Annotated in this window: 12 protein-coding genes; 4 read left to right on the forward strand and 8 right to left on the reverse strand. The window is 70.8% G+C overall.

The window, feature by feature from the left end:
• Positions 1-411: 411 nt before the first annotated feature.
• From rplI to rpsF, 4 genes are all read right to left on the reverse strand, one after another.
• Entirely contained in the window at positions 412-861 is a 450-nt protein-coding gene (gene rplI / locus HF526_RS30160; RefSeq protein ID WP_169384987.1) for a 50S ribosomal protein L9, read from the reverse strand.
• 9 nt (positions 862-870) lie between these two features.
• Positions 871-1,107, reverse strand: a complete 237-nt coding sequence (gene rpsR, locus HF526_RS30165) for a 30S ribosomal protein S18 (protein WP_013678623.1) — start codon at positions 1,105-1,107, stop codon at positions 871-873.
• Positions 1,108-1,187: 80 nt separating this feature from the next.
• Positions 1,188-1,688, reverse strand: a complete 501-nt coding sequence (locus HF526_RS30170; protein ID WP_169384988.1) for a single-stranded DNA-binding protein — start codon at positions 1,686-1,688, stop codon at positions 1,188-1,190.
• 10 nt (positions 1,689-1,698) lie between these two features.
• Positions 1,699-2,019 carry a 30S ribosomal protein S6 gene (gene rpsF / locus HF526_RS30175; protein WP_169384989.1) on the reverse strand — a complete coding sequence of 107 codons (321 nt, stop codon included), beginning with the start codon at positions 2,017-2,019 and terminating at the stop codon, positions 1,699-1,701.
• Positions 2,020-2,240: 221 nt separating this feature from the next.
• Here rpsF and HF526_RS30180 point away from each other — a divergent pair, with 221 nt between their 5' ends.
• Positions 2,241-3,011 (forward strand): deoxyribonuclease IV, encoded by a 771-nt coding sequence (locus tag HF526_RS30180; RefSeq protein WP_169384990.1) that lies wholly within the window; start codon positions 2,241-2,243, stop codon positions 3,009-3,011.
• Positions 3,008-4,411 (forward strand): glycosyltransferase family 87 protein, encoded by a 1,404-nt coding sequence (locus HF526_RS30185; RefSeq protein WP_169384991.1) that lies wholly within the window; start codon positions 3,008-3,010, stop codon positions 4,409-4,411. Before HF526_RS30180 ends, HF526_RS30185 begins: the two co-directional genes overlap by 4 nt.
• Positions 4,412-4,424: 13 nt before the next feature.
• On the opposite strand, the gene HF526_RS30190 is transcribed toward HF526_RS30185, so the two are convergent.
• From HF526_RS30190 to HF526_RS30205, 4 genes are all read right to left on the reverse strand, one after another.
• A complete protein-coding gene (locus HF526_RS30190; protein ID WP_169384992.1) occupies positions 4,425-5,048 on the reverse strand; it encodes an NUDIX domain-containing protein in 624 nt (207 codons plus the stop codon).
• A 149-nt stretch (positions 5,049-5,197) separates the two neighbouring features.
• Positions 5,198-6,724 carry a glycosyltransferase family 87 protein gene (locus HF526_RS30195; protein ID WP_338051859.1) on the reverse strand — a complete coding sequence of 509 codons (1,527 nt, stop codon included), beginning with the start codon at positions 6,722-6,724 and terminating at the stop codon, positions 5,198-5,200.
• Positions 6,725-6,777: 53 nt separating this feature from the next.
• Positions 6,778-9,045 (reverse strand): transglycosylase domain-containing protein, encoded by a 2,268-nt coding sequence (locus tag HF526_RS30200; protein WP_169384998.1) that lies wholly within the window; start codon positions 9,043-9,045, stop codon positions 6,778-6,780.
• A 381-nt stretch (positions 9,046-9,426) separates the two neighbouring features.
• Complete coding sequence (locus HF526_RS30205) at positions 9,427-9,831, reverse strand: DUF5318 family protein (protein ID WP_169384993.1); 405 nt, start codon at positions 9,829-9,831, stop codon at positions 9,427-9,429.
• Between the two features lie 203 nt (positions 9,832-10,034).
• Between HF526_RS30205 and HF526_RS30210 the strand changes: the two genes are divergently transcribed.
• Positions 10,035-10,613, forward strand: a complete 579-nt coding sequence (locus tag HF526_RS30210; protein ID WP_169384994.1) for a helix-turn-helix transcriptional regulator — start codon at positions 10,035-10,037, stop codon at positions 10,611-10,613.
• Between the two features lie 31 nt (positions 10,614-10,644).
• Positions 10,645-11,724 (forward strand): inositol-3-phosphate synthase, encoded by a 1,080-nt coding sequence (locus HF526_RS30215; RefSeq protein ID WP_169384995.1) that lies wholly within the window; start codon positions 10,645-10,647, stop codon positions 11,722-11,724.
• The last annotated feature ends 660 nt before the right edge of the window (positions 11,725-12,384 follow it).

The following is a 12,384-nucleotide window of genomic DNA, read 5'->3' on the forward strand; positions in this document are numbered from 1 at the left end:
GCCGCCGCCGCGGATCAAAAGAGCGTGTGCACGGACCTGGGGACGGAATGTGCACGGACGCATTCCCGCCCAGGACGGCGTCGGGAGCCCGCTGTGGATGGCGTGGGGACAACCGCTGCTACACAGCCCTTTTCCCAGATCAGCGGGCCGAGGAGGGCTGTGGACAACTTCTCCCCGGCGTGTCGCCCGTCGGCGTGTCGGAACACGCCCACCCGGCGCGCTCGGGAGGTCACCGACCGACGTCATCGTAACCCGCGCCACAGCCGCCGCGCCGCCCACCGGACGGCGAACGGTGGCCTGCCGGGCGGCTCCCGGGAACAGCACAGGGGCGGGACCCGAGCCCGGAGGACTCCATCCCGCCCCTGTGACGGTGTGTAACTGATAGGCAGCCCGAAGGCATCCCGTCGCTGGTCAGCTCGCGACGACCGCGACGTCCAGCTCGGTGGTGACCTCCGGGTGCAGCCGGACGGTCACGGAGTGCTTTCCGACCGTCTTGATCTGGCCGGGCACCTCGACCGCGCGGCGGTCGAGCGGCGGGCCGCCGGCGGCACGAACCGCGTCGACCACGTCGGCCGCGGTGACCGAGCCGAACAGCCGGCCCGAGTCGCCGGCCGCCTTGGCCCGGACGGTGACCGAGAGGTTGCCGAGCTCACCGGCGACCTCGCGGGCGTGCCCGAGGTCGCGGATCTCACGGGCCTTCTGGGCGCGCTTGATGGCTGCGACCTGCTTCTCCGCGCCGCGGGTGGCCGGGATGGCCAGCTGGCGGGGCAACAGGAAGTTGCGGCCGTAGCCGTCCTTGACCTCGACGATGTCGCCGGGCGCGCCCAGGTTGGGCACGTCGGCGGTGAGGATGAGCTTCATGTCCCCTCCTTAGCGGGCGGTCGAGGTGTAGGGCAGCAGGGCGACCTCGCGGGAGTTCTTGACCGCGACGGCGACGTCCCGCTGGTGCTGGCGGCAGTTACCGGTGACCCGGCGGGCCCGGATCTTGCCGCGGTCGGAGATGAACTTCCGCAGCAGACCGGTGTCCTTGTAGTCGATCTCCTGGGCCTTGTCCTTGCAGAAGGCACACACCTTCTTCTTGGGCTTGCGCAGGACGGGCTTGGCCATTTTGGGGGTACTCCTGGTTGTGCTCGGTGTCCGCCCGTCACCGGGCGGAAGTGGTCTCTACGAAATCGACGCGACGGGAGTCAGAACGGCGGCTCGTCGTCGGCGGCCGGACCGCTGCCGGCGGGCGGCGCCGACCCCCACGGGTCGTCGTAGCCGCCTCCGCCACCGGCGGAGCCGCCACCGCCACCGCCACCGAAGCCGCCGCTGCCACCGCCGCGGCTCACCTTGTTCACCTTGGCCGTGGCGTACCGCAGCGACGGGCCGACCTCGTCGACCTCCAACTCCACGACGGTGCGCTTCTCGCCCTCACGGGTCTCGAAGGACCGCTGCTTGAGCCGGCCGGTGACCATCACCCGCATACCGCGGGTGAGCGTCTCGGCGACGTTCTCCGCCGCCTGCCGCCAGACGTTGCAGCGCATGAACAGCGCTTCGCCGTCCTTCCACTCGCCGGACTGGCGGTCGAAGGTGCGGGGCGTGGAAGCCACCGTGAAGTTGGCCACCGCGGCGCCGGACGGAGTGAACCGCAGCTCCGGGTCGGCAGTCAGGTTGCCGACCACGGTGATGACAGTCTCGCCAGCCATGGTGGCCTCCTCAGCTGCTGGCCGCGGCGGGGGCCGGGGTGCGCTTGCGCTCGCGCCGCAGCACCTTGGTCCGCAGGACCGACTCGTTGAGGCCGAGCTGGCGGTCGAGCTCCGCGACCGTGGCCGGCTCGGCGCTGATCTCGACGACGGCGTAGATGCCCTCGGCGTGCTTGGCGATCTCGTAGGCCAGCCGGCGCTTGCCCCACACCTCGACCTTCTCGACGGACCCGCCGTCGGTGCGGACGACGTTGAGGAAGGTCTCCAGGGACGGCGTCACAGTGCGCTCGTCCAGGCTCGGGTCGAGAATGACCATGAGCTCGTAATGACGCATGAGAACCACTCACCTCCTATGGACTCAGAACGGCCGCGGTGCATCCGCGACAGGAGGTTCTCACCGTGCCCCGACAGAATCGGGCCGCCGGCTCACTGCCGGCGGCTCGTCGGACGGCGTCCAGGTGGACGCCGGTCGGAGCGACCTGTCGAGGCTACCAGGGCTGACCGGGCACGAGTCCGGCGGCAGGGGAGTCCGGGCCGAACACTAGTCTCTGCCGCATGCTCATCGGAGCCCACGTCCGGGACGACGATCCGGTTGGTGCTGCCGCCGAGCGCGGGGCCGAGGTCGTCCAGTTCTTCCTGTCCGACCCGCAGGGATGGAAGAAGCCGCCCACTCATCCGCAGGCGGACCAGCTGCGCGAGTCCGACCTCACCGTCGTCGTGCACGCGCCGTACGTCCTCAACCTCGCGTCGCTGAACAACCGGATCCGGATCCCGTCGCGCAAGCTGGCCGTGCAGCACGCCACGGCGGCCGCCGAGGTCGGGGCGATCGGCCTGGTGCTGCACGGCGGGCACGTGACCAAGGGCGAGGAACCGGCCGAGGGCGTTGCGAACTGGCGCAAGTTCATCGAGCGGCAGGTCGACGACGGCGGGTTCGCGGTGCCGGTGTTCATCGAGAACACCGCGGGCGGGGACAACGCGATGGCGCGCCGGTTCGACGCGCTGGCCCGGTTGTGGGACGCGGTCGGCGAGTTCGGCGTCGGCTTCTGCCTGGACACCTGCCACGCGTTCGCAGCCGGGGAGGACCTCGTCGACGTCGTCGACCGGGCGAAGGCCATCACCGGCCGGATCGATCTGGTGCACCTCAACGACTCCCGCGACGAGTTCGGCTCGGCGCGCGACCGGCACGCCAACATCGGCTCCGGCACCATCTCCCCGGACGTGCTGGCCGCGGTCTGCTCCGCCGCCGGGGCGCCCGTGGTCGTGGAGACGCCGGCCGAGGGCCAGGCCGCCGACATCGCATTCCTGCGCGAGCGGCTGGGGCGGTGACGGGAACGGCCGTCGGTCCGGCAGGGCGCCTCGTCGGCGCGTTGCCGCGGGCCGCCGCGGAACCCGCCGGGCGCCCGCGCGGCACCCTCGTGCTCGCCGTGCTGGTCCTGCTCACCGGGGTCACGCTGGTGCTCGGGTACGCCAACAAGGCGCGCTGCGTCGGCCCGGAGTTCGACGCGGCCGGCCGCAGCGGCCCGGACTACGACATCCGCATCGACCGGGACGTCTGCTACTCCGACATCCAGCACCTGTGGCTGGGCCGCGACGTCAATCGCCACGTCTTCCCCTACGTCAACGGCTCGATCACGCCGGACGGCACGCTCGCCGGCGGCACCGTGGAGTACCCGGTGCTCACCGGCGTACTGATCTGGGCCGGTGCCTACTTCGCGACCAACGACGGCGGCTTCCTGTTCTACTCCGCGCTGCTGATGGCCCCGTTCGGGCTCGCCACCGGCTGGCTGCTCGGCCGGCTGTCGCGATGGCGGGCGCTGCTGTGGGCACTGGGGCCGCCGCTGGTGCTCTACGCGTTCCACAACTGGGACCTGCCGGTGGTGGCGTGTGCCGTCGGCGCGGTGTTCGCGGTGCACGGCTGGCGGACCACGCGGTCGCTGCCGCAGCGGGCCACCGTCGCCGCGGTGCTGCTCGGCCTGGGGTTCTCGTTCAAGCTCTATCCCGGCGCCTTCGTGCTGCCGCTCACGCTGTACGTGCTGACCCGGGGCGGGGCGCCCGGTACCGGGCTCGACTGGCGGGGCGCGCTGCGGGTCCTGGTCGCCGCGGCCGCCACCGTCGTGGCGGCGAACCTGCCGTTCGTGATCGCCGGCTACGACGGCTGGCGCGCGTCGTTCACGTTCCAGCAGTTGCGCAAGGTCGACATCACCACGAACTCGATCTGGTACTGGGGTTTCCGGCCGGAGTCCGACCCGAACAATGTGCCGTTCCAGGAGCTCGTGGACTGGCTGTCCCCGACGCTGGTGCTGCTGTCCTTCGCGGTGGCGGCCGCGGTCGGGTGGTGGCGCTGGCGCCGCGACGGCGTCTACCCGTGGGTCGGGGTCAGCGCGGCGATGCTGTGCGGGTTCCTGTTGCTGCACAAGGTGCACTCCCCGCAGTACACGCTGTGGCTGCTGCCGTTCTTCGTGCTGCTGCGGGTGCCCTGGGGCATCGTGACGGCCTACCTGCTGGCCGACCTCGCGATGGGGATCGGCATCTTCCGCTGGTTCTACGCGATCAAGGTCGGTGCCGGCTTCGACATCTTCAGCGGGTTCGCGGCGCAGGCCGTCGCGATCGGTGTCTGGGGCCGCGCGGCGCTGCTCGTGGTGCTGTTCGTCCTGTTCCTGCGGATTCCGGCGGTGCTGCCACGGGATCGCGAGCGGGAGCCGGCCGGGGCGCTCACCCCGGCCTGAGCGCCGGCCCGGTTCAGCGCCAGGCGAAGACCGGCTGTTCCAGGTGCGCCACCCGGGTCGGTCGCCCGTGGACCACGACCTCCCGGAACTGGTAGAGCACCGCCCCGGTCGGTGCGTGCACGAACCGGTCGAACAGCGGCACCTGGATCACCGGGGCGTCCGACTCGGGGATGGTGAGGAACCGCGGTTCGACGTCGATCTGGCGCACCGTGATCCGGAACAGCTCACCGACCTCGTCGGGATTCGGGCGCAGCTCCCCGACCTGCCCCGCCCACAGCACCACCGGGGTGATCACGTATCCGGAGCGCGTGGGGTAGTCGTCGAGCAGACCGAGCACGGCATCCTCACCGAGCTCCAGGCCGAGTTCCTCGGCGAGCTCACGGCGGGCCGCCTCGGTGGTCGTCTCGCCCGGGTCCACCCGGCCACCGGGCAGCGCCCATTGGCCGGAGTGCTTGCGCAGCGTCGTGGCGCGGCGGGTGAGCAGGAACGCCAGCCCGTCCGCGACGCCCGCGCCGTCGCCCGCTCCGGTGGTGACGAGGGTGATGGCGACTGCGGCCACCTTCAGCTCCGGCCGGTCGGCCGGCCGCCGCTCGAACCCGGCCAGGGCGCCGGTCACCGCCTGTCTCAGGTCATCCACGCCGACGTCCTCCAGCACTTCCGGCACCGCACCCGGGCACGGGCCCGTGGCTCGACTCTGCCGGACCGCACTACCGGAGGCCTACGCCCACCCGCTGTGACACATGCCTCACCGGCTGCCCGGGCGTCCCGCTGCGCCGCACGGGGACGTCACGGTGTGGGCGGTGGATGCGATGTGCTCGGCGGGGTGGTCGATGCCGGCACCGGCGCGCCGCCGGGAGCGCTGAGCACGGGGACGGGCGGGTGGACGCGGCGCACCGGCCAGTCCGGGTCGTCGGAGTCGCCGCCGCCGAGCGCGCGCACCGGGTCGGTGCCGGGGCGCAGCACCGTCCGGACGACCAGCACGCACAGCAGCGCCACGAACGCGTCGCGGAGCACGACGGCGCCCAGGAACCAGTCCGGTGGCAGGCCCTTGTTCTCCGGGGTCAGGTAGTAGTACATCCGCGGTACCCAGACCAGCGCGTCGATGAGCATCCAACCCAGCAGCAGCCGCCACCGGGGCAGGGCGAGCACCGCCAGCGGCACCAGCCACAGCGAGTACTGCGGGCTCCACACCTTGTTGACCAGCAGGAACGATGCGACGACGAGGAACGCCAGCGATGCCAGCCGGGGCGTCCGCGGGGCCCGCAGGGCGAGCACCGTGACGGCGATGCAACAGCACACGAACAAGGCGAGACTCACCGCGTTGAGCACCGACGGTGCCTGGTCGGGTCGCAGCGCCCCGTCGAAGCCGGGCCAGCCGCTGAAGTAGCTGAGCACGAAGTACAGCGAGTCGGGGTCGGCCGGCCGGGTCTGGTTGAGCCGGAAGAACTCCCACCACCCGGTGGTGAAGGCCAACGCGACCGGCGCGTTGATCAGCAGCCAGGTCACGACGGCGGTGCCGACGGTCCGGGCCGCGGTACCGAGGTCGCGGCGGCGCGACCCGACCAGCAGCACCGGTAGGAGCAGCAGCATCGGGTAGAACTTCGCGGCCCCGCCGATGCCGATCAGCAGCCCGGCGAGCACCGGCCGCCGTCTGGCCAGCGCGAGCATGCCGGCGGTCCCGGCGGCCACGGCGAGCGCGTCGAAGTTCGTGAACACGTGCACCAGCGCGAGCGGGGAGAGCGCCACCAGGGCGGCGTCCCAGGGCCGGGAGGGCCGCAGCCGGCACACCGCCCAGACGGCGACGAGCCAGGCCAGCGCGAGCCACGCCGCGGAGATGTCGAAGTACACGACGACGGGCAACGCGGCCGGCAACGGGAGCCGCTGGGCCAACCACAGCCAGCCGTCGGCGAACCGGGCGTTGGCCCATTGGAAGTACCCGGTGAGCACCGGGTACTCCATGTAGCGAACCCGTTCGGTGGGTGTTCCGGGATTCTCGACCCAGGGATCGCGGTAGGGCAGCGCGCCGACGTCGAGGCGTTCGATGCCGTAGAGCGGCACCGTGTCCGAGTAGCACATGGCCACGTACTGGCGGTTGTTGCGCCAGTCCAGGGCGAGCGATCCGTCCTGGGTCGGGTACTGCTGCAGGCACGGCGACTTGGCCAGCCAGCCCAGCGCCAACACGACGACCGCGAACAGCAGCACCATCCGCAGCGGTGTCCAGAACCGGCTGCGGCCGACGAGGGCGTGCCGGCCCAGCGGCCCGCCGACGACCCTGCTGGCGGCGATCGCCAGCGGCTCGGTCCACGACGGCACGACGCGACCCCGGGGGGCCGGGGTCGACGGCCCGGTGCCGGGGCTGCGCCCGGTCACCCGGGCGCCGACGTCGCAGGCGCGCCGAACGTCGCGGGCTGGCCGCCGTTCGGGCTGCCGGTCCGGGGAACGGTGTACCTGTTGGGCTGGTAGTCGTACGTCGGCGCGCCGGTGTCACCCGGGAAGGTTCCCGGGTCGCCCGATCCGCCCGACCCGTAGGAGGGGCCGGAACCGCCGGAATCGCCGAAGCCACCGGAACCGCTGCTTCCCGTGCCGTCAGCCGAACCGGGGCTCGGCGTGGTCGACGGGCGCGCGTTGTTCGACGGGTTCGCCGAGGCCGACGGGCGGGTCGAGCTGCCGGTGTCGTCGGCGACCGGCGGCGTGCCGATCGGCACGAACCGGGAGAACTGTTCCTTCGGCGTCCCGCGCAAGGCGTTGATCATGAACGACTGCCAGATCGAGCCGGGGAGCATGCGGCCGTAGACCGGCCGTCCGGCCGAGTTCTTGATCGGCGAGTTGTCGTCACTGCCGACCCAGACGGCCGTGGACACCGACGGCGTGTACCCGATCGTCCAGGCGTCGTTGTTCTGGCCCTCGATGCGGCTCTGCACGGTGCCCGTCTTGGACGCGACGGGACGGCCGTCGGGGAGCCCGATCAGCGAGGCGTCGGCGACGTCGGTCATCGACTCGGTGACGTTGCGGGCCACCTGCTGCGGGAAGGCCTGCTGCCCCGGCGTGGCACCGCGGTCGTAGAGCACCCGCCCGTCGGACGCGACCACCCGGGTGACCAGGTACGGCTCGCGGCGGACGCCGTCCGCGGCGAACGTCGCGTACGCCGACGCCATGTCGATCGGGTGGACCTCCTTGTCGCCCAGCGCGATACCACCGGTCGGGTTGGGCAGCAGGTCGTCCGGGATGCCGGCGGCGTGGGCGGCCTTCGCGACGTTCGCCGGACCGACGTCCAGCGCCATCCTGTAGAAGATCGTGTTGATCGACTTCGTCATCGCCGTCTTGACCGTGCAGCTCGCGCAGTTGAAGCCCTCGGAGTTGGACACCTTGGTGCCGGCCAGGACCTGCGGGGAGGACCCGTCGTAGGTGGTGCCCAGCCCGATCGGGGTGGGTTGTTGCAACGCCGCGGCCAGCACGAACGGCTTGAACGACGACCCGGGCTGCTTGAGCACGTCGACGTAGTCGAGGCCGACGCCCGAATCACCGCCGTAGTAGGCCAGGATCGCGCCGGTCTTCGGATCCACCGAGGCCAGCGCGGCGCGCAGGTTGTCGGGCTGACCCTGCATCACCTTGTGCACCGCGTCGATCGCGTCCTGCTGTTTGGCCGGGTCGATCGTGGTGGTGATCGTCAGGCCCTCGGTGTTGATCTCGGTGTCGCTGATGCCGTGCGTTTCGAGCTCCGCACGGGCCTGGTTGTAGATGTGCCCGCGGCTGTCCCCGGGGATGCCGCCGCTCGCCGGGGCCGGCGGGATCCACTTCGGGAACTGCTCGGTGGCGCGCTGGGCGGCGGGCAGCCAGCCCTGCGCGACCATGCCGTCGAGCACGAAGTTCCAGCGCTGCATGGACTTGTCGGGGTTCTTCGCCGGGTCCCAGCGCGACGGCGACTGGATCATTCCGGCCAGCATCGCGCCCTCGGAGACGCTGAGCTGCTGGACGTCCTTGCCGAAGTAGGCGTGGCTGGCCGCCTGCACGCCGTAGGCACCGCGCCCCAGGTAGATCACGTTCAAGTAGTTCTCGAGGATCTGCTCCTTGGACTGTTCCTTCGAGACCTTGACCGCGAGCACGACCTCCTTGTACTTGCGCCACAAGGAGAACTGGTCCTGGCCGGTGCTGACCTTGACGTACTGCTGGGTGATCGTGGAGCCGCCACCGATGCCGCCGGTCAGCTGACTGAACACGGCGCGGCCGATACCGGTGATGTCGAAACCGGGGTTGGTGAAGAAGCTGCGGTCCTCGGCGGAGAGGACCGCGTACTGGACGTTCTTCGGCACCTGGTCGAGGGTCACCTTGGTGCGGTTGATGTTATCCGGGCGCACGACGGCCAGCGGGCTGCCGTCGGCGTAGGTGAAGGTGGCCACCTGCGTGACGGCGGCATCGTCCGCCGTCGGCACCTTGAAGAGCATCCAGCCGATCGCGAAGGCCAGCAGCGGGCCGAGCACGGCCAGCCCGACGAGCGCGTAGAGCACCCGCCGGATCCGCCGCCACGTCGTCTTCCGCCCGCTCCCGGGGTCGTCCGGGTCCCCGCCGTCGGCAGCGGGCCGCGGGCCACCTGGGCCGGACCGCCCGACGACGGCGGTCGCGGCGGCGTGCCCCATCGGCACCGCAGCGGTCTCGTCGTGGGTCAGCAGCGGGGCTTCGCCGGAGCCGGGCGGCGGGCCCTCGGGACGGAAGCGCTGCGGCGCGGCGCGACCGGGTGGTGGCGGACCGGGCGGACCCGAGGGCCGCGGCGGCGGACCGGGCGGCCGGGCGGGCCCATCAGCAGGCGGACGCGCACCGGCAGGTGGGAGCGGGCCGCCCGGCGGCGGGCCGGGCGGTCGCGCGCCGGGCGGCGGCGGACCCGGCCGGGGCGCCGGGCGGTCGTCGTTCGCGGGTCCCTGGTCGAACCGGGGATCGCGCTGATCACTCACCGCTGACTCCGAGGGTTCGCTCACTGTGCAGGCCCGGCCCGGGGAGCGGGGACGGGATGATTCGCTCGATCACTCGGCGGCGGTCCTCCGTCGGTCGGTCCGACGGGGTCGCCCGCCGGTACCCAGGACGTAGGACAGCACCAGATGGTTCCAGCTACAGGTGCGACAGACCTCGACGACGTAGACGGAGAACTCCGAGTAGATCTCCGCGAGGCGCTCGAGTTCCTCGGGTTTGCGAGCCGAACCTGCGGCGTGCTTGAGCTCTTCGCCGAAGATCCAGGACACCAGGCTGAGCCGCTCCTTGCGGCAGACCGGGCAGGCCTGCTCGCTGGGTTCGCCGTGGAAGCGGGCCGCTCGGAGCAGGTATGGGCTGGCGTCACAGACCTCGGCCACCCCGACCCGACCGGAGTGGACGTCGGCGAGCAGCGCCCGGCGCTGCAACGCGTAGTCGACCACCTGTCGCTGGGTGAGCACCCGACCAGGGTACGCGGAGCGTCACGCAGGCTCGCCGGACCGCCCGATGGTGCACCCGGGCGGGGGTGAGCACCGTCTCGAATCTGCACACTGATGTATCGCACCGATATAATGGCGCCGTCGTTCTCGCCATCGTCGGCCACCACGGTCCGACACGTCCCGATGGCGCGGCCCGGATCGGGCCGGGGAGAAGGGGGTCGCTGGTGCTCGAGCTGGCGATCCTGGGGCTGCTCTACGAGGCACCTGTGCACGGCTACGAGCTGCGCAAGCGGCTCGGCGTCCGGCTCGGTGGCTTCCGGGTGTTCTCCTACGGATCGCTGTACCCGGCCTTGCGCCGGCTCACCCGAGCCGGTCTGATCGTCGAGGACAGCGACCGATCGACGCCCGACACGGCCACCGGGACCTGGTCACGCCGCAGCAGACGGGTATATCGGATCACGGCGGAGGGCAAGGAACGGTTTGCCGAGCTCCTCTCCGACGCCGGCCCCCAGACCTGGGACGACGAAAGCTTCGGCGTCCACCTGGCGTTCTTCTCCCGCACCCCGGCCGAGACCAGGATGCGCATCCTCGAGGGACGGCGACGTGCCGTCGAGGAACGCCGTGAAGGTCTCCGGTCGGCGCTGGCCAGAGCCGGTGAGCAGATCGACCGCTACACCCGCGAGCTGCACCAGCTCGGTCTCGACAGCACCGAGCGCGAGGTGCGTTGGCTCAACGAGCTGATCACCCGCGAGCGGGCGGAACAGCAGGACCCCCCCGGCGACGAGGCCGGACCTACGAGATAGCCGGGAGAAAGATATGAAGGAGGAGCCGGCCATGAGTCAGGTGCGAGTCGCCATCGTCGGCGTCGGCAACTGTGCGGCGTCGCTGGTACAGGGCGTCCACTACTACGCGGATGCCGATCCGGCGTCGCGCGTCCCCGGACTGATGCACGTGGACTTCGGTGGCTACCACGTTCGCGACATCCAGTTCGTGGCCGCGTTCGACGTGGACGCCAAGAAGGTCGGGCGCGACCTCTCGGAGGCCATCGGGGCGAGCGAGAACAACACGATCAAGATCGCGGAGGTTCCTCCGCTGAACGTCCCGGTGCAGCGAGGGCACACCCTCGACGGCCTCGGCCGGTTCTACCGGGAGACGATCACCGAATCCGACGAGGAGCCGGTGGATGTCGCGGCGGTGCTGCGCGAGACGCAGGCCGACGTGTTGGTCTCCTACCTGCCCGTGGGCAGCGAGGCGGCCGACCGGTTCTACGCGCAGTGCGCGATCGACGCCGGGGTGGCCTTCGTCAACGCGCTGCCGGTGTTCATCGCCTCGGATCCGGTGTGGGCGGAGAAGTTCCGCGCTGCCGGCGTGCCGATCGTCGGTGACGACATCAAGTCCCAGGTCGGCGCGACCATCACCCACCGGGTGCTGGCCAGGCTGTTCGAGGACCGGGGCGTCCAGCTCGACCGCACGATGCAGCTCAACGTCGGCGGCAACATGGACTTCCTGAACATGAAGGAGCTGGAGCGCCTGGAGTCCAAGAAGGTCTCCAAGACCCAGTCGGTCACCTCCCAGGTCGACCGTGACCTCGGCAAGGACAACGTCCACATCGGACCGTCGGACTACGTGGCCTGGCTGGACGACCGCAAGTGGGCCTACGTGCGGCTCGAGGGTCGCGCGTTCGGCGACGTGCCGCTGAACCTGGAGTACAAGCTCGAGGTCTGGGACTCGCCGAACTCGGCCGGCATCATCATCGACGCCGTGCGCGCCGCGAAGATCGCCAAGGACCGTGGCATCGGCGGCCCGATCCTGTCCGCGTCGAGCTACTTCATGAAGTCGCCGCCGGAGCAGTACAGCGACGACGAGGCCCGTCGCGCCGTCGAGGAGTTCATCCGCGGCGAGCGGCAGGACTGAACCCTCCACCTCCACGAGCGGCCCCGGCCGCCGGCAGTCGCCGGCGGCCGGGGCCGCTTCGCGTTCCGGGCATATTCCTTTCTTGATGCAAATATTTCAGGGCAATTCGGTGTATTTCCGGTTTGCAAACACTTTCACCCTTCCGCCGCGATCACGACCTGGCCCCACCGTTTTGTGTGCCATACATCACCCGTCCGGGATAGTTGCGGACAGCTCAGCGTGAATACGACGCTTGTCATTCATCACGCCAGTACTCCATTAGGTGAGCACACTCACGATAGGGACATACCGGATTGAGATCTTGCTCATGGCTTTTGCCGATATGTGTTCGTAATTTGTTCGACGGCCCCGCGACATCGCAGCTCAACCGGAGCTGCGGGCGTGGGGTCACCGTCTGACCGAACGGGGCGTGGCCCGGCCGCTTCACCTCGGCTGCGGCGTCTGTCGCACCCCGTCCGCGTCCACCCGGTTCCCGAGCCGGGGCGGACCGGACGGTCGACGGTGCGAGCAAAAGGAACACTGCGTTGCCCGAGCACAAACCCAGGCGGGCGATCCGCACCGCCGTCGTCGCTGTCACCACCGCCGCCGCGGCGCTGTTCGCCCTCCTGCCCGCCACCACCACGGCGGTCGCAGGCCCCGCAACCGGAACGTCCCCCGCCC

Source organism: Pseudonocardia acidicola, from assembly GCF_012911935.1.
Taxonomy (GTDB): domain Bacteria; phylum Actinomycetota; class Actinomycetes; order Mycobacteriales; family Pseudonocardiaceae; genus Pseudonocardia; species Pseudonocardia acidicola.